The sequence below is a fragment of the Pseudomonas sp. NBRC 111139 genome (assembly GCF_001753955.1).
Lineage (GTDB): Bacteria > Pseudomonadota > Gammaproteobacteria > Pseudomonadales > Pseudomonadaceae > Aquipseudomonas > Aquipseudomonas alloputida.
Genome location: NZ_BCBP01000049.1, coordinates 17,005 through 37,521, shown reverse-complemented (window position 1 = coordinate 37,521; position 20,517 = coordinate 17,005). Strand labels below are relative to the sequence as shown.

13 protein-coding genes are annotated in these 20,517 nt (G+C 64.1%); all 13 read right to left on the bottom strand.

Annotation, left to right across the window (positions count from 1 at the left end):
- Positions 1 to 19 precede the first annotated feature (19 nt).
- The 13 genes from BJQ17_RS19690 to tssE all read right to left on the bottom strand — a co-directional run bounded on the left by BJQ17_RS19690 (position 20) and on the right by tssE (position 20,508).
- Positions 20 to 2,536 carry an excinuclease ABC subunit UvrA gene (locus BJQ17_RS19690; RefSeq protein ID WP_070096523.1) on the bottom strand — a complete coding sequence of 839 codons (2,517 nt, stop codon included), beginning with the start codon at positions 2,534 to 2,536 and terminating at the stop codon, positions 20 to 22.
- 167 nt (positions 2,537 to 2,703) lie between these two features.
- A complete protein-coding gene (tssA, locus tag BJQ17_RS19685) occupies positions 2,704 to 3,789 on the bottom strand; it encodes a type VI secretion system protein TssA (RefSeq protein ID WP_004576643.1) in 1,086 nt (361 codons plus the stop codon).
- Positions 3,790 to 3,884: 95 nt separating this feature from the next.
- Positions 3,885 to 4,403 (bottom strand): type VI secretion system tube protein Hcp, encoded by a 519-nt coding sequence (locus tag BJQ17_RS19680; RefSeq protein ID WP_003248334.1) that lies wholly within the window; start codon positions 4,401 to 4,403, stop codon positions 3,885 to 3,887.
- Positions 4,404 to 4,546: 143 nt separating this feature from the next.
- On the bottom strand, positions 4,547 to 7,042 hold the full coding sequence (gene tssM, locus BJQ17_RS19675) for a type VI secretion system membrane subunit TssM (RefSeq protein WP_014860346.1): 2,496 nt from the start codon (positions 7,040 to 7,042) through the stop codon (positions 4,547 to 4,549).
- A complete protein-coding gene (tagF, locus tag BJQ17_RS19670; protein ID WP_070096522.1) occupies positions 7,039 to 7,947 on the bottom strand; it encodes a type VI secretion system-associated protein TagF in 909 nt (302 codons plus the stop codon). Before tagF ends, tssM begins: the two co-directional genes overlap by 4 nt.
- Complete coding sequence (locus BJQ17_RS19665; RefSeq protein WP_070096521.1) at positions 7,944 to 11,747, bottom strand: type VI secretion protein IcmF/TssM N-terminal domain-containing protein; 3,804 nt, start codon at positions 11,745 to 11,747, stop codon at positions 7,944 to 7,946. Before BJQ17_RS19665 ends, tagF begins: the two co-directional genes overlap by 4 nt.
- A gap of 30 nt (positions 11,748 to 11,777) precedes the next feature.
- Complete coding sequence (gene icmH / locus BJQ17_RS19660; RefSeq protein WP_070096520.1) at positions 11,778 to 12,494, bottom strand: type IVB secretion system protein IcmH/DotU; 717 nt, start codon at positions 12,492 to 12,494, stop codon at positions 11,778 to 11,780.
- The gene (gene tssK / locus BJQ17_RS19655; protein ID WP_070096519.1) at positions 12,491 to 13,834 is read right to left on the bottom strand and encodes a type VI secretion system baseplate subunit TssK; all 1,344 of its coding nucleotides are present in this window, start codon (positions 13,832 to 13,834) and stop codon (positions 12,491 to 12,493) included. Before tssK ends, icmH begins: the two co-directional genes overlap by 4 nt.
- Positions 13,831 to 14,553 carry a type VI secretion system lipoprotein TssJ gene (gene tssJ / locus BJQ17_RS19650; RefSeq protein ID WP_004576638.1) on the bottom strand — a complete coding sequence of 241 codons (723 nt, stop codon included), beginning with the start codon at positions 14,551 to 14,553 and terminating at the stop codon, positions 13,831 to 13,833. Before tssJ ends, tssK begins: the two co-directional genes overlap by 4 nt.
- Positions 14,554 to 14,577: 24 nt before the next feature.
- Positions 14,578 to 17,175 carry a type VI secretion system ATPase TssH gene (tssH, locus tag BJQ17_RS19645; RefSeq protein ID WP_070096518.1) on the bottom strand — a complete coding sequence of 866 codons (2,598 nt, stop codon included), beginning with the start codon at positions 17,173 to 17,175 and terminating at the stop codon, positions 14,578 to 14,580.
- Positions 17,172 to 18,242 carry a type VI secretion system baseplate subunit TssG gene (gene tssG / locus BJQ17_RS19640; protein WP_003248350.1) on the bottom strand — a complete coding sequence of 357 codons (1,071 nt, stop codon included), beginning with the start codon at positions 18,240 to 18,242 and terminating at the stop codon, positions 17,172 to 17,174. The genes tssH and tssG overlap by 4 nt, the downstream gene beginning before the upstream one ends.
- On the bottom strand, positions 18,206 to 20,026 hold the full coding sequence (gene tssF, locus BJQ17_RS19635) for a type VI secretion system baseplate subunit TssF (protein ID WP_070096517.1): 1,821 nt from the start codon (positions 20,024 to 20,026) through the stop codon (positions 18,206 to 18,208). The genes tssG and tssF overlap by 37 nt, the downstream gene beginning before the upstream one ends.
- Positions 20,026 to 20,508 carry a type VI secretion system baseplate subunit TssE gene (gene tssE / locus BJQ17_RS19630; protein WP_003248355.1) on the bottom strand — a complete coding sequence of 161 codons (483 nt, stop codon included), beginning with the start codon at positions 20,506 to 20,508 and terminating at the stop codon, positions 20,026 to 20,028. Before tssE ends, tssF begins: the two co-directional genes overlap by 1 nt.
- Positions 20,509 to 20,517 lie beyond the last annotated feature (9 nt).

Here is a 20,517-nt window from a genome sequence, read left to right as displayed (position 1 = left end):
TTGAGTCAATGCGCAAGGCTCACAAGGCCTTGGCCAAAAACGCGGCCGTGCGGCTGTCGGTACATGCCGCCACCACCTGCGGCGTGCCGCTGACCACCACCTTGCCCCCGGCATCGCCAGCCCCCGGCCCGATATCGATCACCCAGTCGCTCTGCGCCACCACTCGCATGTCATGTTCGACCACCACCACGCTATGCCCGCTTTCTACCAGGCGGTTCAGCTGTACCAGCAGCCGGTCGATGTCCTGCGGGTGCAAGCCGTTGGTGGGCTCATCCAGCACATACAGGGTCGCCCCGCGGGCCATGCGCTGCAGCTCGGTCGCCAGCTTGATCCGCTGCGCTTCACCACCGGACAGCTCGGTGGCCGGTTGGCCCAGACGCAAGTAGCCCAGGCCGATATCCTGCAGCACCTGCAGGCAACGGCGGGCACGCGGTTGCTCGGCAAAAACCTGCAGGGCCTGGTCGACGGTCAACTGCAGCACTTGCGCGATGTTCATGCCTTGCCACCTCACCGCCAGGGTTTCGGGGTTGTAGCGGGCACCCTGGCAGGTCGGGCAGGGCGCGTACACGCTGGGCATGAACAGCAGCTCGACGCTGACGAAACCCTCTCCCTCGCAGTTGGCGCACCGGCCCTTGGCAACGTTGAACGAAAAGCGCCCGGCGTCGAAGCCCTGTGCCTTGGCCTGCTCGGTCGCCGCGAAGCATTTGCGCACGTGGTCGAACAGGCCTGTGTAGGTGGCCAGGTTGGAGCGCGGCGTGCGGCCGATCGGCTTCTGGTCAACTTGCACCAGCCGCTTGATGCTGCCAAGCCCGGCGCTTACGTGGCCGCTGCTGGTCTGTTCAGGTTCGTCTTCCAGGCTTTGCGCTTCGGGCTCGCTAGGTTGCTCGGCATGGCCCAGGTGTGCCCCCACCAGTTCCAGCAGGGCCTGGCTGACCAGGCTGGATTTGCCCGAGCCGGAAATACCGGTAACGGCGGTAAAGCAGCCCAACGGAAATGCGGCGCTCAGGTTATCGAGGTTATTGCGCGTGATGCCTTCAAGCTTCAGCCAGTCGCGTGCTTGGCGGGGGGCGCGTGTGGCCTGTACCGGGGCATCGAACAGGTAGGTGCGGGTGCATGACTGTTGCACCTCGGCCAGGCCGGCGGGCGGCCCGCTGTAGAGGATGGTGCCGCCGTGTTCGCCGGCAGCTGGCCCTACATCCACCAGCCAGTCGGCGCGGCGCATGGTGTCCAGGTCATGCTCCACCACATACACCGAGTTGCCAGCCTGTTTCAGGCGCTGCAGGGCTTCGAACAGCGCTTCACTGTCGGCCGGGTGCAAGCCGGCCGACGGCTCGTCGAGTACGTAAACCACCCCAAACAGCTGCGAATTCAGCTGGGTGGCGAGGCGCAGGCGTTGCAGTTCACCAGAGGACAAGGTCGGGGTGCTACGCTCCAGGGCCAGGTAACCGAGGCCGAGGTCAAGCAGCGTATCAATGCGTTCGAGCAGTTCTTTGGCGATACGTTGGGCCGCCAGGCGTTTTTCCAGTGTCAGCTCGTCCTGCTGCCGGGTCAGGTAGTCGGCTGCCGCCACCTTGCGGAACACCTCAGCCAGCGCCTGCAACGACAGGTGCGACAGTTCGGCGATGTCCAGCCCGGCGAAGGTCACGGCCAGCGCTTCGCGCTTCAGGCGTTTGCCCTGGCACAGCGGGCAGGGGCTGGGGCGCATGTACTGGGCCACACGCTTGCGCATCTGCGCGCTCTGCGAGTGCATGAAGGTATGCAGCACGTAACGCCGGGCACCCATGAACGTGCCTTGATAGCTGGGCTCCAGCTTGCGCTTGAGCGCTTCGCGGGTCTGCGCCGGGGTCAGGCCGGCATACACGGGGGCGGTGGGCGTCTCTTCAGTGAACAGGATCCAGTCGCGCTGCGCCTGAGGCAGGTCGCGCCAAGGGATATCGACGTCATAGCCCAGCGTGACCAGGATGTCGCGCAGGTTTTGCCCTTGCCACGCCATTGGCCACGCCGCCACCGCACGCTCACGAATGGTCAGCGACGGGTCGGGAACCATGGTCGCTTCGGTCACCTCGTAGACACGGCCCAGGCCATGGCACTGCGGGCAAGCGCCCTGGGGCGTGTTCGGAGAAAAGTCTTCGGCGTACAGCATCGCTTGCCCGGCCGGATAGTGGCCTGCGCGTGAATACAGCATGCGGATCGAACTGGACAAGGTGGTCACGCTACCCACCGAGGAACGTGCACTCGGTGTGCCGCGTTGCTGCTGCAGGGCCACCGCCGGCGGTAGCCCGTCGATGGCATCGACATCCGGCACGCCAACCTGGTCGATCAGGCGCCGGGCATAGGGCGCCACCGATTCGAAATAACGCCGCTGGGCTTCGGCATACAGCGTGGAGAACGCCAACGAAGACTTGCCCGAGCCAGACACGCCGGTGAACACCACCAAGGCATCGCGGGGAATATCGACATCGATGTTCTTCAGGTTGTGCTCGCGGGCGCCACGGACGCGGATGAAACCGCTTGGGGTGGTCGGGCTTGGAGGCATGAAGCAGTCCTTGTCTGAAGCTGAGCAGTGCGCTCAAGTTAACAGCAATTGCAGCGCCCTTGCGTGGGCAGCAGTCAAGGAATCTACCCGATGGAGTCGGTGGGGTGGCAGGGCGCCGGCTGTCTTCGCCTTACCTGACGTCCGTCTCAAGGCTTTTATTGCAGCCCCTAGCGGGTACCCAGCACATCGCGGATGTTGTCCACCACATTGTTGTCCTTGATCACGTCACTCAACCAACCTTCCAACGGCATGTTGCCCCACTTGATCGCACGTTCGATCAGGTAGGGTACCGGGCTTTGCGGTTCGCTCTGTTTGAAGTACTGGGCGATGCCCGCAAGCATGGTGAATGCCTCGTCGCGGGTCAGCGGGGTGGTGCGCAGGGCTGCAGGCGCGGTCGTCGGGGGCGTGGCATTCATCGGTTCACCTGCTTCGTGGAGGTTGGCGCCCGTGGCCTGTGGCTGTGCTTCCTCCGGGATGGCGGGGTGAAGCTCTACGCCGCGGTCCTTAAGCAGTTTTTCCGCCAGCTGGCTGGCACGCGATAGCATGTCGGCAAGGCTGGCAAAGCTGGGCGCCTCGTGGCCGAACAGGCGGTCGGCGCTGGCCTGCAGGCGTTTGCATGCATTCAGGCTGGTAGCGATCTGCTGGGCCTTGGCGCGCAGGTAATCGGTGTCGGTAAGCGCTACCGAGCGCTGGAAGATCTCGGCGTTGATCTTGCCTTCGTTCAGCGCTGTCTGCATTGCCTTGGGGTTTTGCAAGGCGAGGTTTTCTACATGGCGTGACTCGTCATAGCGCAACACGCCAAAATGCTGCCCTTGGATAATGGGCAAGCCACCGGCAATGTCGGTGAGCGTGGTCTTCAACCAGGACAGTCGCGCCGCGCGCTCGTCCAGGCCGTCTTCGAGGGTGGGATACAGCGTTTCCCAGAACGCAACCAGGAGCTGTTCGGTCAGCTCGAGGCCAAAGGTGATGCCTTCGAAGTGTTCACGCTGGGCCAGCCCCTCGCAGAGCCAGGCCACCAGCATCAGGTCTTTGCTTTGCTGCGCAAGCCCTTGAGCCGACAGGTTGATCACCTGCTCCCAGTCGGCAGTCTTCAAGTCGGTTTGCCAGTCGCCCTGGGTCAGGTAGTCAGGGTCCGCCCGGCGTGCCTCCTTGATCTGGTCGAACAAGGCAGAGAAGCTCAAGTCTTCACCACTGCCACCCTCGATAGGGGCGACCAGTGTGGCCAGCGAGAGGTCATTGAGAATTTCAGGCATAGAACACTCTGGACATGGCTAATGAACAGCGCGCCAGAAAACCCGGCGCGCTGCGGAACACAGGCCGCCGAAGCGGCCCATGGTTCGGTACGTGCTTAGGCAAACACTTTGTTCGCGGTGCGGTCCCAGCCACCTACGATGTTGCCGCCGGCCTGGCCGTCGGTGCGGTTCTGCTGGGTGTAGGTGGTTTTGATGCGGGCAAAGTTGAAGCTGATTTCTTCAACTGGCAGGTCGCTGACCGCCTTGTCTTCACCACTCTGGTTGCCACCGGCGACAAACCTGACCGAAGAGACCACCACTTCTTCCATGTCGATGGTCAGGTAGGTGACCTTGTCGCCACCGGCGCGGTTCACGTTCAGCTTCAGCTTGGCGATGTGCTTGCCGGTGCAGCAGTGTTCGAACAGTTTGGCCGATGCCTTGTCGACTGCCTTGCGGATCTTGAAGTCGCTCAGGGCTACGCGCTCGGAGGACGCACCGCCCGAAGAGCTGGCGGTTGCCGACGTAGCCTGGGTGGCGCCGTACTCGTAGCCCAGCACTTCGATCCAGTCCTTGTGTTTTTCATCCAGTACTTCGCCTGGGATGCCGTCGATTTGGATATACGCGTCAAATGCCATTGTGAAACTCTCCATTAACAACATGTAAAGGGTTGCTCATGCGCCCCTTGGTTTTGACCTCGCCGGGCGTGCCGGCAGAGGTAGCTTGCCGCCGCCCGGGCCTCATCCTGTGAGGCCCCAGCGACCGGTTATTGCGGCGTGGCTCAGTTAAGCCCACGCACTTCGATTTCCACCCGGCGGTTGGGCTCCAGGCACTTGATCAACTGCGTTCGCGGTTGTTGCATGTCGCAGTTGACCAATGGCTTGCGGCTGCCTTCGCCCTGCGCGACCACCAGCTCGGCAGGTACGCCCTTGCCAACCAGATAGGTGCGGATGGTTTGCGCCCGTTGTTTCGAAACCTGCAGGTTGCCCTGGCTGTCACCCAGTTGGTCGGCGTGCCCCGAGATGATGATCTTGCCGATATTCGGGGTGTTCAGCAGCTTGCTGGCAATTGCGCTCAGCTGATGCTGGCCTTCGTTTTTCAGGCTCTGGAAATCGGCGCGGCCGAAGGCGAACAGGGTGTCGGATTCCAGCGTGATGGTCTCGATCGCACGCAGTGACTGGGCCCGCAGGCTGTCGATGTAGTTGCGCGAACTGGACATCAGGAAGGCGTTGTCGAGGATGCGCGGTACATCTGGCTCACGGATCTGGTCGCTGTAGAACGTGATCTGGCGGCTGGCATACAGGTAGTCCTGGTTGCCACCGGCCTCGCTGCCAGCGGCGGCCATGCTCTTGCCGGTATGGCGGGCGATGGCCGGGTACCAGTAGTCCGGCAGGTGCGCCTTGAGAAACGCCGGGTCGGCATGCTCGCGCTGGCCCGGAGAAAGCATCACGTAAGTGTCCAGGGCCGCCTTTCCGAAATTGGCGATCGACTGGGCCCGGTTGTCATGGGGCAGCGCCTCGGCCTCCACGCTGTCAATGCCGCTCACTGGCTGCAGCTCACGGGTGTTGCGCTGGTAGACCTTGAGCGTGGTCAGCAGGTACAGGGTGCGGGTCAGATTATCGGCCGTGGGCTTTAGCATCACATTCTGCAACGTGGCGAAGTAGCGGTCGCGCAGCAGCGGCTCGACCTCATGGCCCTGGTACAGGCCCAGGCGCATGCCGAGGGGCACGCCCTTTGCGTGGTGTTGCTCATGGTAGTGAGCAGCCCAGAAGCGCAAGCGGTCGAGGCTTCGCCAGGCGGTGTACTGGCCGCTGGCCGCCTGGTCGTCGGCCTTGGCCTGGGCCAGTTCGCCGGCAATGCTGGCCAGGGTGGCGCGGTTGTTCAGGTACGACCAGCCCCACAGGCTGCACAGCACCAGTGCCGCCAGGCCGGCAGCGCCCACCCACCCGGCCTTGCGCCGGCGTTCACGGTGGTTGCTGGTGTACAGCGCCACCAAATGCTGGTCGGGAATGATCACTTTGCGGAACAGGCTGTTGATGAACAGCGGCGCCGGCTGGCTGCCAGCAGTGCCCGTTCCTTCTGCGTGTTCGAGCGCGAAGCGTTCGGCCACATGCTGGCCGTGGCAGCCCCACTGAGCCTCGTCGGCCTGCAGCGCCGCGGTAAAATAGAAACCGCGCAGCATTTCGGCATTCTGGTAAGGGTTGGCACGCAGCAGGCTGTCGACGAACTGATGCAGGCGCGGCTTGAGCGCGGCCAGCTCCAGCGGGAAGCGGTAGGCGGCGTTGTTCTGCCGAGTGACTTGTATGTCCTGCTGCACCAGCTGCTGGCTCGCCATCTGCCCCCAGTAACGGGTCAGCTCGTCCATCGCATTGCTGAAGCGCTGGCCCCAGTCGGCTTGCTCGTACCCCTTGTGAGAGAAGGTTTTACCCATCACTTCACCACGCGCGGCGTCGTCCAGCTGGCGATAGAACGCGGTGAAACCAGGGATCAGGTCGCACTTGGTGAAAACCAGGTAGATTGGCAGGCGCACTTCAAGCAGCGCGCAGCTTTCCTGAATGCGTTCGCGCAGGCGCTTGGCCACGCGCTCCTGGTCTTCGACCGAGCCATGCAGGATATCGGCGATGCTGACGCTGACGATCAAGCCGTTAAGGGGGCGGCGCTGGCGATGCTGGCGCAGCAGTTGCAAAAAGCCGCGCCACTTGCCGGCTTCCTCGGGGCTGTTCATGTAGCGCCCGGCAGTGTCCAGCAGTACCGCTTCAGAACTGAAGAACCAGTCGCAGTTGCGCGTGCCGCCCAGGCCCGCGACCCGCACGCCTTCGCGCTCGGCATAAGGGAAGTTCAGGCCCGACTGCAGGATCATCGTGCTCTTGCCGGCGGCAGGCTGACCAATGACCAGGTACCAGGGCAGGGCATACAGGGCATCCTTGTTCGAAGTACCGCGCGGCTTGTTGCTGTGCAGGCGCTCGATGCCCTGCAGCAAGCGCTCGCGCAACAGGCTGACTTCTTCCCGGTCGGCCGGGGCTGCACTGAGTACGGCCTGGTCGGCGTCGTCGCGCAGCAGGCCTTCAAGGTTGTGGTGCTGACCCACGCCGCGGTACAGCAGCAGTACATAGCCCGCCGACAGCAGCAGAAACACGCCGATCCCGGCCAGCAGGCTGTGCAGCGAGGCGAAGCCGAAGGCTCGGCCGATGGCCCAGACCAGGAAGATCGCCAGGAAGAATGCCACGCCCAGCAGGTAGGGTTGGTAGCGCAGGCAGTAGTACTTGAGCTTGTTCATACAGGCGTCGCATCCAGTGCATCGACGAACTGGTCGATGACATGTTCAAGGGGGCGGTCGTAATCGTGCAGCCGTGGCACCGTTGTCAGCGGGCTGAGCAACTCCAGGTGCTGGCACGGGTCGGCACAGCCACTGAGCAGGCGGTAGGCACAGCTGGCGTGGCGCGCCGGGAAGCAATACAGCTGCGGGTGCATGAAATCGTCGGCCAACAGGCTCACTGCCGGCAGCGCTCGGTGTTCGCTCATGCGGGCCAGCCAGGTCAGCCACAGGTCGGCAGTGGGGTTTTTAAGGCCACGTTCGGCCGGCAACGGCAATTCGATGCCGCCTGCAAAGTCGCCCAGCAGCGAGGCACGGCCGAGCTGCAGGTGGGCGAGGGCAGTGGCACTGTCGAAACCTGGCCAGGACCCATGAAGGGCACGGGCCACATCCGTGAAGCTGAAATCATGCAGGAACTTGGCGTGCACCCGGCGGAACAGGTCCAGGTCCTGGCCCTGCAGCGGGCGCAAGGCCTTGATCCGTTCGAACAGGCGGGTGCAGTCGGCGCCTTGCACGGCCTGGTGCAGCATCGGCTTGATCTGCGCGCTGAACAGCTCGCCAAGCGTGAACGGGTTGACCAGCCCAGTACTGTCATCGCCCTTGAGCAACTGGAAGATGAAGAACGGGTAGCGCCGCTGGCTGGCATCGCGCGAGCTGAGCAGGCCACCCAGTAGCCAGTTGCCGTTGCGTGCGCGGTAGGTGAAAAAACACATCGGCAGCGCGTCGAACAACGCCTGCCAGTCATCGCGGTAGCGCATGGCTGCCAGCGATGACTGCAACCAGGCGTCGAACTCGCAGACTTCTTCCGCCGCCCCATGCAGGCTGACGAAATCTGCGCTCGACGGCAGCTTGCCGAAGCAACCAATCATTGCGCGCCCCTGCTGTTGAGGGCGCTCAGGGCCTTGACGTCACCCAGATCGGTCAGCTTGACCCCGCCGAAGTTGCGCACGACAAGGCTTACGCGGCCGCTGGCGGTGTTCCAGCTGAAGCGTTGCTGAATGCCGTCCAGGTCGTCGACCCGAGCGCTTTCGTTCATGCGCAGCAGGCCCCACCGCCCTGGGAAGTCGAACACGGTGACCCGTGTGCCGCTCAGGGTGACGACGTCCAGGCGCGCGCCCGGCGCGGTGCTGGTGCCCGGCCAGGCGAAGCGGTTCCAGCTGCTGCGGCCGTTGCGGTAGTGCTGCTCCTGGCCATCGAGGGTGAAGACGATGTCGGTGAAGTTGGCCGAAGGTTCCAGCATGATTTCGAAGCCGTTGTCACGGTCCGACAGGCTGGCGATCACCTGGCCCACGGAGCTGGCCTTGTCGATGCTGTTGAGCATGCCAGGGTTGACCAGCGCCGGCCCCTTGCCATCGCCTACACCCAGACCTTCACCACCGGCCAAGTTGCCGATTTCGTTGCGTTTGAAGGCCGGCAGCAGGCCGCTGTCGGGATCTACGAAGCGTTGCAGGTCTTTCACCGAAGCCTCGTTGCGGCTGCTGCCGGCAATCGGGTAACGGTGTGCCATGACCTGCTCCCAGGGCTTGGCGATCTGCTGCGCCCAGGCCTTGGCGATCTGCTCGCCGGCCGGGTCGCGCAGGGTCGCCCAGGCATACTGGATGGGCAGGCTGAACAGCCCCTGCAGCGAGCGCGACAGGCCATCCTGGCTGGTGTCGACGCTGCTTTCCACGTAGTTGCGCACGGTGGTGATTTCGCTCGGCTGGCCTTCCAGGGTCTCGCTGATCAACTGTTTGCTGCTCTTGCCCACATCCTGCGAGCGCTGGATGTTGTTCATGCGCACCTTGAGTTTGCGCAAGGCGGCCAGGTAGCGATCCATGATGGTGCTGTCGGCGCCTTCGGCGTTGTTTTCGGCGAACACCCGTGCCACCGGCTCGAAGCGCTTGGCCAGGCTGCCGTCGTCCACCGCCGGCAGGGCCGGGGCGACGTTGGCAGGCAGGGTGTCGTTGGCGTCGAACAGACCGGTGACCTTGCTCCAGAAACCGTCATCGCGGGGGGTGCCGGGGGCCGGGATGGCTTGCTTGACCGGCAGGTCCCACTGGGTATTGTCGTTGACCGCTTGCAGCAGGTTCTTCACTGGCGAGTTCTGCACGTCGCTCAACAGCCCCAGCTCCCGGGTCGCCGAGGCCAGGTCGGCGAAGTGGCGTACGCCAACGCTGCTGACCATCTTGTACCAGGCCTGGGTGTAGTCGCGCTTGTAGCGGGTCATGAACTCGCGCACGAAGTTGGCCTTCTGCACGATGGCATCGCCGCCTTCGCCGTCCAGCACCCAGTCCGACTCGTTGCGCAGATTGCCCGACACCAGCTTGATCAGCTCAGGCTTGACGAAGGTGTCCCAGCCCTGGCGGGTGTAGATCGCCGGCACACCAGCGGTTCCGTACAGCAGCGCGCGGCCTGGTTGCGGGACCAGGTCGTTGAGGCTCAGCGCCGGGAACTGCCGGCTCGACTCGAGCTGCAGGCGCAGGTACTCGCGATCGACCAGCGAGCTGGAGATCATGAACGACTTGAGGTTCTGCCGGGTTTCGTTGATCAACTGTTCGTTGCGCGGCAACGACGGCGCTTGGCCCTGCTCCAGCAACTGCACGTACAGCGGGGCATTTTCCGCGATCACGCCAGCGTCGGCCGGGGTGCCTTCGGCGGCGGCGCTGGCCCAGGCCTGGGGCAGGCTGGCAGCGACGAAGGCCGGGTCTGGATGGGCCTGGGGCTCGGTCAGCAACAGGTACAGCTTGAGGGTGTTGTAGGCCTCGATGATCGAGGCCACCTGCTGCTCGTCCAGGCGCCCGAGCATTTCTTCGGACAGTGACAGCCCACCGGTGGCGGCGGACAGCTCGGCGCCATCGCTGGCAGTGGCCAGGTTGACCTTGACGGCATAGGCGCCAGCGCGGGTGTTGCCCAGCGCGGCCTGAGCCCTGGCCGCAATGGCAGGGGCCAGCGGCTTGCCATTGCGCTTCTTCGGCTGCGGGGGCGGGGTGAATTCCAGCTCCTGATTGATACCGTTGGCGAAGGTGTTGAACGCCCGCATCTGCACTTGCAGGCTGCGTGCGATCGGTTCCAGCGCCTGGCTGCGCAGCTGCGCCAGGTAGGCGCTGCGGGTCACCTGGTGAATCGCCTCGCCCTGGTACAGGCCGCCACCCAACTGCAAGGGCACTCCCTGCAGGCGATGGGCCTCGACGTTGGCCATCTGCTCACGCAGCACTTCCAGGCCCTTGCCTGCGGCCAGCTGCTGCTCGCGGTCTGCTGCCTGCTCGATGTGCGCCAGCTGCCCACGCAGGCTGTCCAGCCACTGGCGGTTATTGGCGAACGACAGCGCTTGCCAACCGATGAACAGCAACCCGGTGGCGGCGGCCAGGCCCAGTAGCAGCGGGCTGAACGCAGCCTGGCGGCCCAGGCGCGACTGATAAAGGATCAGGTCGCGATCGGGGAAGATCACCTGGCGGAAGGTGTCGGTGATGAAGTAGCTGCGGTTGCCCAGGGCCTTGCCGACGTGCCCGGCCTGCTCATCGTAGGCGGCCTGCAGGGCGAATTCGTCGGCGATGACGTCTTCATAGACCTGCCCCAGTTGCTGCCCGTTCTGCAGTGCACTGGTGAAGTACAGGCCACGTAGCAGCAGCGGGGCACCGCCGCGATGGCCGCGGGTGAAGTGGTCGAGGAATTGCTCGAGCACACCGCTGAGGGCGGCGAAGTACTGCGGGAAATTCAGCAGGGTGCTGTCGGCCTCGGCACCGAGGGCGATCATCTGTGCGTCGACGTGCTGGCGAATATGAGCCTGCAGTTTCTTCAGGCGCGTCTGCAGCACGGCGTGCAGGCCGTTGGTGCGGATTTCCGAAAGGCCAAAGGTCATGCCCAGCGGCTGCTGGCGTTCGTGCAGGTCGAGGCCGTCGAAAGCCTGGCTGAAACCCGGCAACTGGTCGGTCTTGCTCAGCATCAGGTAAACCGGCGGGTTGGCATCGAGGCATTCGGCGTATTCTTCCACCCGTGCCACCAACTGGGCCGCCAGGGCATTGCGCTCATCGCTGTTGGCCGCCAGCAGCTCGGGCAGGCTGACCACAAGCACCAGGCCATTGATCGCCGCTTTGCCGCGCTGCTTACGCAGCATGCGCAGAAAGGCCGAGAACTCGCTGGCCGACTGGTCGTCGCGCAGGTAGCGCCCGGCGGTGTCGATCATCACGGCGTCGGGGCTGAAGTACCAGTCGCAGTGCTGGGTGCCGCTTTCGCTGTCGTTGGCCGTAGCGATGCTGGCCGACAGGCCGGAATGGGTCAGCAGCGAGGTCTTGCCGGCCGCCGACATGCCAACCACCAGGTACCAGGGCAGGTCGGACAGGGCCGCCTTGCCGCCGCCACCCGCGGAGCGGTCGGTGCGCAGCATGGCGATGGCGTGCTTCAGGCGCTCACGCAGCACCTGCTGGTCACGGAACTCGCCAGTGGCATTCCACGAGCGATCGACCTCGATCTGCAGCAGGTTCTCCAGGTTGTGTTCGGCACGAATGCGCTGGTATTGGCGCAGCACGATTACCAGCAGGAAGCAGGCACTGATGATTGCCAGCGCTTCAGGCACGTGATGACGCAGCCACGGCACCAGCGGCGCGGCCAGCCAGCAAATCAACAGGCTAGCCAGCCACAGCAATGGCAGCAGCACCCAGAAACTTTTCAACAGACGCAGTAATGTTTTCATGTCTTCCTGACTCGGCTACCGGGCATGTGCTCAGGCACTGAACAGCTGGCGGATTTGTTCGGACAGGGCGGCGACGTCCTTGTCCAGCAACCAGTCCAGCGTCAGGTACACGGCGACGCAGACCAACGCGATCAGCGCCAGATACACCCACAGCGGTACTTCATGGCGCAGCATCTGCGACACCTGGTCGGGCAGTGCCCAGTCCGGTGACAGGGCTTTGGGCGCCTTGCGGTAGCGGGCGATATCCTGGCCCAGGGTATTGGCCAGGTAACGCAGCTGGTCCTTCTGGCCGAGGCTGAACTTGCCCTCGAAGCCCAGTGCCAGGCACAGGTGGTAGACCTCGAGCACGTCGATGTTCTGCTTGACGTCGGCGCGCAGCGCATCGACCTTCTCGAAGAACCCTTCGCCGGCCAGGTGCACGCCGAAATAGCGGAACTGCAACGGCTGCAGTTCAAAGTGCCGACGCAGCGCGTTGTCGTCCGAGCGCAGTACGCTTTCGTCGAGGAAGGCGCACAACGCGTATTGGGTGTCCTTGACCTGCTCGACGCTGTAGTTGGCGGCACGGGCATCACGCTCCAGGTTGGCGAAGAAGCGTTCGACGCTACCTTCGAAGGCCTGCACCGAGGTGACCTGGCGGCCGCGACGTACGATCAACGCCATGCTGATGAAGTCCTGGACCAGGTCCTTGAGCGTCGGTTTGTCGCTGGCGGCCGGGACGGCGCCCTGTTGCAGTAAGGCTTCGGTCATTTGAGCACCGCCATCAGTTCAAGCTTGAGGTTGGTAAAGGCGCTGGGCGCATAGAAGCAGATGGCCTGGGCGCTGATCATTCGCTCATACACAGTGCCGTGTGGTTCGATGGCGAAGTACTGGTTGTCCAGGCGCACCGGAATCGCGTTCGGCAGCCGCGCGGCATGATTGAGGGTGACACCCGGCATGGCGCTGTTGACCACCACTTCAATGTCTTCCGGCGAACCGACCTTGAAGGCACGGGGCACCAGCTCCAGCAGGCTGGCGCCGGGCATGTCGGCATGCACGGCGATATAGAAGTCGGCTTCGGCCAGGCGCGGGTCGTGCAGTTGGCCTTGCCAGTGCGATGGCTTGGTCTGGGTCAGGTTGATGACAATGCACTGGTTGGGCACGACGTTGTCGAGCATCACCCGGATCATTTCGTCGAGCTTGACCAGCGACGCGGCCGGGTCGTGGTGGTCGTACTCGGGGATGTCGCTGAGCTGGGTGTCCAGGGTGAAGGTCAGCAGGCCGCCGGCCAGGTCGCCCAGGAACAGGTACAGGCGCTCCGGGTGCAGGCGCGGGTGGGCCAGTAGATGCGCCAGCTGCGGGTGGGCACGGTTGACCGTGTTCAGCAGCCAGAACAGGGTCACATCGCTGGAGCCGAACTCGGCGATCTGGTCGGCGCGCTCGCGGCGTCGGCCGGAAAGCGCCTTGCTCTTGGCCTGCAGGGCGCCGAGCAGGCGCTTGCCGATGCCGGCAATGGTCTCGTGGCTGCCCAGGTGCAAGGTGGGGTGGACGAAATGTGGGTCAACGTTGAAACCGCCCATGCTGTTGCGTGTCAGCTTGGCCAGTGGGCAGTGGCTGTAACCGTCGAGGCTGTCACCGTCGACCAGCAGTACGACGTTCAGGCGCAAGCTGGTGATTTCGTTTTCCAGCTCGCCTTCATTAAGGTCGGGCAGGGTGTCGAACTGCTTGCGGAAACGCCGTGCGGCCTTGTGTTCGTGGCCATCCTCGACGTAGTTGAGGCCGAATGGCTCGGGCAGCTTGAGCGCGGCATACACCTTCAGGTCGTTGGCCTTGAGCAGGTCCTTGAGGTCGCGCGCGGCCGGCAGCGGATCGTGCTGCGGCGCGTCGTAGAGGCTGCCATCGGGGAACACCAGCTTCAGGCGCTTGAGCTGCAGTGAACCATTGGCCAGGGCGTCCTCGTCCACCTGCAGCGCCTGAACCCCCCAATGGAAAGGGGTGCTGCGCAGGGTCGCCTCAGCCAACTGGTGCTGATGGAATTCGTCCTGATACTGGAAGTGCTGGGGCAGCAGGAACATGCCTTCCGACCACATCACCCGGCTCTGCTTGCTCATTTGACGCTATCCACTAAAGAGTTGAAGGTTGAATCCATGGCGTTGCTGGCCGACTGGCTGGCGGCGTCGGTGGCTTTGTCGATGGCCGCGTCCTGCACCTTGTCGGTGAGGGTCGCGTCGGCATCCTTGGCCTTCTGCGCAGCGGCCAGCTGGTCGGCGGTCGGCGGTTTGTTCAGTACGTCCACGCCCCGCATGGCGCTGATTTCGGTGTTGTCCACCAGCACCCGCAGGCCGTCGGAGGAGAACCAGATACCGTCCTTGCGCAGCGAGTTGGCGTCGAAGGCGACTTTCCAGCGCGCGTCCTGCTCATCGCGGAAGAACGCCGCCACGCCGACGTAGCGCGCGTTCTTGGCCAGCGGCCACTGGTCGATCTGGCCAATGCCGGGCAGCAGGGTGATCTCGCGGGTTTCCACCAGGGTGTTGCCCAAGGCTTTTTGCGGGGCGTCCCACAGGGTCTCGGCATCGGTAGCCGCGAAGCGCTCGAGGTCGGTCAGCTGATACACGCGCATCACCACCGACAGCGGCTTGCCCTCGGCGTCGGGGTTGAGCTGGTTGCCGCCGTCGGAGGTCAGGATGACCTTTTCGCTGTCGGCCAGCATGTCGGCCGCCCAGCTGTCTTCCATGCGCTTGCCGATACGGTCGGTGACCCCGCAGCCGGCCAGCGCCACCAGCAAGGCGGCTGCGGTCAGGCGTTTGAGGACGATGTGCTTGTGTTGCATGACGGCAAAACCTCCGGGTACTGGTCAGGCCAGGCGATAGGCGAAATCGCCATCGCTGCCCAGCTCGATCGCAAGGTGCTGGATCGGCGTGTCCTGGGCCATGCGCTCGAGCACGCGCTGGGCGAGTTCGGGCATCAGGGTCTGTGACAGGATGTTGTCGATGTTGCGTGCGCCGCTGTCGACCTCGGTGCAGCGGGCGGCGATGGCCTTGACCAGCGCCTGGTCATAGCTGAGCTCGGCCTGGTGGTTGCGGGCGAAGCGCTTGGCGATGCGTTCGAGCTTGAGGGCGACGATGCGCTCGAGAATCTGGTCCTGCACCGGGTAGAACGGCACGATGCTCAGGCGACCGAGGAAGGCCGGCTTGAACACATGGTTGAGCTGGTCGCGCAAGTCTTCGACGATCGCCTCGGGCGTCGGCAGCTCGGTGGCGTTCAGGCAGGTCTGCATGATGCGCTCGGTGCCGGTGTTGGAGGTGAGGATGATCACCGTGTTGCGGAAATTGATCTCGCGGCCTTCGCCATCGTCCAGCACGCCCTTGTCGAACACCTGGAAGAACAGTTCCAGCACGTCAGGGTGGGCTTTTTCCACCTCGTCGAGCAAGACCACGCTGTACGGCTTGCGGCGCACCGCTTCGGTCAGCACGCCGCCTTCTCCGTAGCCGACATAGCCGGGTGGCGAGCCCTTGAGGCTCGACACGGTGTGGGCCTCCTGGTACTCGGACATGTTGATGGTGATCAGGTTGCGCTCGCCGCCGTACAAGGTGTCGGCCAGGGCCAGGGCGGTTTCGGTCTTGCCGACGCCGCTGGGGCCGAGCAGCAGGAACACGCCAATCGGTTTGTTCGGGTCTTCCATGCGCGCTCGGGAAATCTTGATGCGCTTGCCGATCTCGTGCAGGGCGTGGTCCTGGCCCAGCACGCGTTCACCAAGCAGGGCCGGCAGGCGCTGCACGGTATCGATTTCGTCACGCAGCATCTTGCCCAGCGGGATGCCGGTCCAGCCGCTGATGACCTGGGCGATGGCGCCGCTGTCGACCAGCGCATGGACCAGTGGCTGGTCGCCTTGCACGCGCGCCAGCTCGGCACGCAGGGTATTGAGCTGCTGAGCGTCGGCATCGTTGGCGGCGTCCAGCGCCTTGAGCTGTTCGACCAGCTCCAGCTCCTGCTGCCACTGGGCATTGAGTTGCTGTTCTTGTTGCTGCTCGGCCTGCAGGGCAGCCTGCAGCGCTTCCAGGCGGCGGGCATGGTCGTGCCCCTTGCCGGCTTCGTGGCCGAGCACGCCGATTTCTGCTTGCAGGTTGTCGATCTGCCGGCGGCAGTCTTCCAGTGCGCCGGGCAGCGAAGATTGCGCCAGGGCAATGCGCGCGCAGGCTGTGTCGAGCACGCTGACCGCCTTGTCGGGCAGCTGGCGGCCGGTGATGTAGCGGTTGGACAGGCGTACCGCCTGCACCAGCGCTTCGTCCATCACCGCCACCTTGTGGTGCTCGCGCATCTTGCCGAGCAGGCCGCGCAGCATGTGAATGGCCTTGTCTTCGTCGGGCTCTTCCACTTTGACCACCTGGAAGCGGCGGGCGAGGGCGGCGTCCTTCTCGAAGTACTTCTTGTATTCGGCCCAGGTAGTGGCAGCGATGGTGCGCAACTCGCCACGGGCCAGGGCCGGCTTGAGCAGGTTGGCGGCATCGTTCTGCCCGGCCTGGCCGCCGGAGCCGATCAGGGTGTGGGCTTCGTCGATGAACAGGATGATCGGGTGCAGGCTGCGCTTGACCTCTTCGATCACAGCCTTGAGGCGGTTCTCGAACTCGCCCTTGACCCCGGCGCCGGCCTGCAACAGGCCCAGGTCGAGGGTGTGCAGGGCAACGTCCTTGAGCACCGCCGGCACGTCACCCTGGGCGATGCGCAGCGCCAGGCCTTCGACCACGGCGGTTTTGCCGACCCCGGCTTCGCCCGTGAGGATCGGGTTGTTCTGTCGGCGGCGGGTGAGGATGTCAACCATCTGCCGTACTTCGAACTCACGGCCCAGCACCGGGTCGATGCGGCCTTCGCGGGCGCTTTGGGTAAGGTTGACCGTGTACTGGTCCAGCGCTGGGGTCTTGCCGCTGGCCTTGCTCGACGTGCTCACTGGCGCTGCTGGGCTGGCCAGCGGGCTGGCCTGCCTGGACTCGGCGCTACCCTCCACCAGCGCGGCAAGGTTCAGGCGCAGGTCATCGGCATTGATTTTTTCCAGCTCCGGCGCGGAGGCGATCACCACGCGACGCAGTTCAGCATCGTCAAGCAGAGCCTGCAGCAGGTGAGCGCTGCGCACCTGGCCTACGCCGTATTCGATCGAGGCCAGCAACCAGGCTTGCTCGATCATGCGGGTAATGTGCGGCGACAGCGCCGGGGTGCGGGTATTACCTTTCTTGAAGGTGCCCAGGGCGGTGACCAGCTGCGCTTGCAGGCGTTCGGCGACGACCTCGTAGTGGCGCAGGATCGGCGCCAGGTCGCTGTCGTTGTTGTCGAGCAATTGCAGCAGCAGGTGCTCCACTTCCACGTCGTAATGGTGCTCGGACAGGCACAGGGCCGCCGCGCTTTCGGTGGCCGTGCGGCTGGTTTCGTTGAGCTTGGCGAACAGAGACTTCAGGTTCACAAGGCGACCCCATCGTATGGAATGTGGAAGACGGCGCAACGCGAAGGCTCCGCGTCACGACCCGGGCGTTTGAGCCAACCCAGCCAGCCCAGGGCGACATTGCCGCTGCGGCCCAGTTGGGCGCGTGGCACCGCCTCGCGCTTGAGGCGCGGGGCAATTTCGAAATCCAGCTCGGCACCTATATAGAAGCGCACGAGCTCGACCAGCTTGCGGTAGCAGGCGGTGCCAGGCTGGAAGCGCTGGTAGTCGGCCAGGCTCAGCGGGCCCAGCTCGATGCGGATGCACGACTGGTAGTCCCAGACCCGGTTGCCGGCGACGGCGCTGTGGCCGAGCTGGGCATTGCGGCGGCCAAGCTGGGTGCATTGTTCGGGCTGCAGGTGCAGCCAGCGCCCGGCGAACGGCTGGACCTTGATCGGCAGCGAGAAATAGAAACCGAGCATGCGTTCAAGGTTCAGCGCATTGCGCGGTTTCTGGCTGAGCAGGCCGGCAAAATAGCTGAACAGCTCACGACGCAATGCGGACGGTTGCTCTTCGAACTTCAGCTTCTGGGCGCGCGGCCCGAGGCCAACCAGGTTGAGCAGGTAGCCATCGAAGCCCGAGGTGCCATTGCGCTCGTGCTCGATGTGGAATTTGTATTTTTGCCAGGCCTCGTAGAACAGCGTGGTCATGCGGTGCGAGAAGATGTCGAGAAACGCATGGGCGGCATCGTCGCGATACTGCACGTGGCGCTCGAGCAGCAGCTCGGTGTACGGGCGTGGCAGCACGCCCGACGGCCCGACCAGGCCCATGAAGGTGACCTGCACTTCCGACAGCGGCAAGCCGGCCGGCGACACCTTGCCTTCGCGCTCGAAGTGCAGGTCGCTGACCTCGCTGGCCGGGAACGCCAGCGACAGCTGGGTACGAAAACGCAGCGGGTCTTCGTGCGGCCGGGTTGCCAGGTCCATGCGCCCGGTGCGGCTGTAGTGCAGGCGGAGCAGGCGCACCAATTGGAAGAATTCGAATCGGTGCGGCTCGGCTCGGGCCTGATCGATCAGACCAGGGGCTGATCGCCGGTGCGTGCTGGCCATTGTACGACTCTCTTTTCTCGTTGTTGGGTGCGCAGGGTCAGTTGGGTGAAACTGTTCATCGAGCAGTACTGGCCGAAGAAGTGGTCCAGCACTCTGCCAAACAGAAACACGCCGCTGCCGATGAACTGGCTTTCGTCCAGGGTCAGGGTGATGCCGACGCCGCGCACGAAATTTGGCCGCGGGTGGCCAATGCGCGCGACCACCGGTTCGCTGCTGATCGCCTTGATGCCGTTGATCTGTTTGCGAATGGCGGAGACATTGCGGTAGTTGTACAGCGACAACAGCTCCAGCAGCACTTCGCGGCCCTGGCTGACCAGCGACAGATGGTTCAGCGACAGGTGGGCGATCAACCGCCAGATCAGGCCCTTGCCCAAGGGCACACGCACCGTGGCGGTGGGCTTGCGCAGGCAGCGGATATCCTTGATCACCGCGTTGGCGGGAATGGTGAAATCGCCCCGTTCGCCACCGAACGGCAGCATCAGCGGCACGTCGCGGTTGCTGCAGGTAAGGCCGATGCTCAGGGTGTCGCTGCTGGCATCAATCAGCTCCAGATCGCGGTCGACCACGCGGATGCTCATGGCAGTGGCGTCGCCCTGGTTTCGCCGGCGCGCGACCCAGAAACTGCTGTGTGGGTCTTGCTCACCCCGGGGTTCGAAAAACGGCTGGCAGGTGGCGACCTGGTCGATACCGCCGAGTTTGCGCACCCGCCGTACCCGGTCGATCGAGACCACCTCTGCAGCGTTGTGCAGCCGTGTGTCAGGGGTAACCGGGTATTCGTGCTGGGTGTGGGTCAGCTTGATCGGCTCGGCCTGCTGGCGGAACAGGTTGATGATCGGCGTGCAGTTGAGCTTGAAGTTGTTGCGCCCGATGTTCTGGGTCAGCCGCGCCAGGCGCTCGCTGAGGTCGTAGTCGGAGAAATAGAAGTTGACCTCTACCTGCTCGATGGCCTTGCCCTGCAGGATGCGGGCAAATCCACTGAGGTCGAAGAACATGAACTTGTCGGGGAAGGTGAAATACTCGTGCAGCAGGCGGTAGCCCAGGAATGAGCGCTCGGAGTAGTCCACCAGGCCTTCGTCACGGGCGTAGCCCACGGTGTTCAGGGCATCGGCCGGCAGCGCCACTTCGCGGCGGCGGCCCTGGTCGTCGAAGCTTAGCGTGGCCTTGGCGAGGTTGTTGAACAGCAGCTCGTACAGCTGCAGCATCAGGGTTGCTTCGCCGTCGAGGAAGAACCGCAGGCGGTTCATGTCCATCTGTCCGAACAGGGCATCGCCCGTGGCTGCCAGGCGGATGCGCAGACGAGCGACCAGGTCGGCGCTGTGCCCGTTGAAGGCCGAGCGTTCCATTTCCGTGAACGAGGCCTGCTGCACGGCAATCGGCCACAGCTCTACTGGGTAGCAGGTGCGGAACTTGCACACCACGCCTTCCACGGGATTGGCATGCATCTCGGTATGGCGCGCCACGCGGTAGGCTTCGGTGACTTTCTCGTGCCTGCCCAGGCTCAGTTCGACAATCGACATCGACGGAGTAGGGCGCAGGTAGTGGGGGTACAGCACCTCGAGGAAGGATTCGACGATTTCCGGAAACTCGTCATCGAGTTTCTTGTGCACCCGCGCAGACAGGAACGAGAACGCCTCGATCAGGCGCTCGGTGTGCGGGTCTTCGCAGTTGTCGCCTTCGATCAGCAGCCGCGAAGCGATCTTCGGGTACTGCGCGGCAAACTCCTGGCCGAGAAAGCGCAGGTGCGACAGTTCCTTTTCGTAGTAGGGCAGCAGTTCGTCGAGCATCAGTTGAGGTTCTGCACTTTGTATTCCTGGGTGTTGACCTGCAGCACGGCGTCGAATGACACCTGGCGGCTGATGTCCTGCAGACGCAATACGGCGTCCACGCGGAAGGTCAACATGCGATGGCCGTTCTGCTGGGCCAACAGCTGAACACGGACCCGGCGAAAGCGCCGGTCTCCGGTGCTGATCGCCCGCTCCAGCTGTTGCTGGATCAGGCGACGATCGTGCGGGTCGAGCACGCTGCGGCTGATGAAGTCCGGCATGCCGTATTCAAGGATGGAACCACCGAGCTGGCTGAAGCCGTCGAGCTCTTCGGCGACCAGGGACTGGCGGGTGTTCACCAGGACTTCGAGGTCGCGGACGATGCTGGCCTTGTACTCGGCCAGCGAGCAGGTGCGCTGCGCTGCGGGCTCGGCCGACTGGTAGGGACGGTCGTCCAGCAGTCGGTCGAGCAGCGAGGGCAGCAGGCGGGCCTGGTTACTCATGTGTCATCC